An 870-nucleotide genomic window follows, 5' to 3' on the forward strand; every position below is an offset into this window, starting at 1 on the left:
GGGTGGCAACGAGGCGCCGGACATTCCGGTCGGCAACGTGACCGCGCACCTGAGCCAGCTGCAGTCGATCGCGACGAGCAACGGCGGCAACCGGGCCAGCGGCACCGCGGGCTACACGGCCTCGCTGAACTACATCAAGGGCAAGCTGGACGCCGCCGGATACCGGACGCAGGTCCAGAACTTCTCCTACAGCGGCAGGACCCACTCCAACCTGATCGCCGACTGGACGGGCGGGCCCAGCAGCCCGACCCTGATGCTCGGCGGCCACCTCGACAGCGTGTCCGTCGGCCCCGGCATCAACGACAACGGTTCGGGCTCCTCGGCCCTGCTGGAGGTCGCACTGACTCTGGCGGCCAAGAACCCGACCCTCACCAAGCACGTGCGGTTCGGCTGGTGGGCCGCCGAGGAGTCGGGCATGATCGGCTCGACGTACTACGTCCAGAACGGCGGGGCGTCCGGTGTCGAGTCGTACCTCAACTTCGACATGCTCGGATCGCCGAACCCCGGGTACTTCGTCTACAAGGACGACGTCGCCATCCAGAAGGTGTTCAACGACTACTTCGCCTCGATCAACGTGCCGACCGAGCCGGAGACCGGCGCCGACGGCCGTAGCGACCACGCACCGTTCAAGAACGCGGGCGTGCGCGTCGGCGGCCTGTTCTCCGGTGCCGAGGGGCGGATGACGGCGGCACAGGCCCAGAAGTGGGGCGGCACGGCCTACCAGGCGTATGACTCGTGCTACCACTCCTCCTGCGACCGCTACCCGAGCAACATCAACACCACGGCACTCGACCGCAACAGCGACGCCATCGCCAACGCGCTGTGGACGCTCGCCGTGGGAGGCGGGTCGCCGTCGCCGTCGCCCTCGCA

Annotated in this window: 1 protein-coding gene; it reads left to right on the top strand. The window is 68.3% G+C overall.

Going from position 1 to position 870, the window contains the following annotated elements; translation table 11 throughout:
• On the top strand, positions 1-870 hold an 870-nt coding region (locus Mth01_RS29365; RefSeq protein WP_204019213.1), incomplete at both ends, for a M28 family metallopeptidase.

The sequence above is a fragment of the Sphaerimonospora thailandensis genome (genome assembly GCF_016863115.1).
Taxonomy (GTDB): domain Bacteria; phylum Actinomycetota; class Actinomycetes; order Streptosporangiales; family Streptosporangiaceae; genus Sphaerimonospora; species Sphaerimonospora cavernae.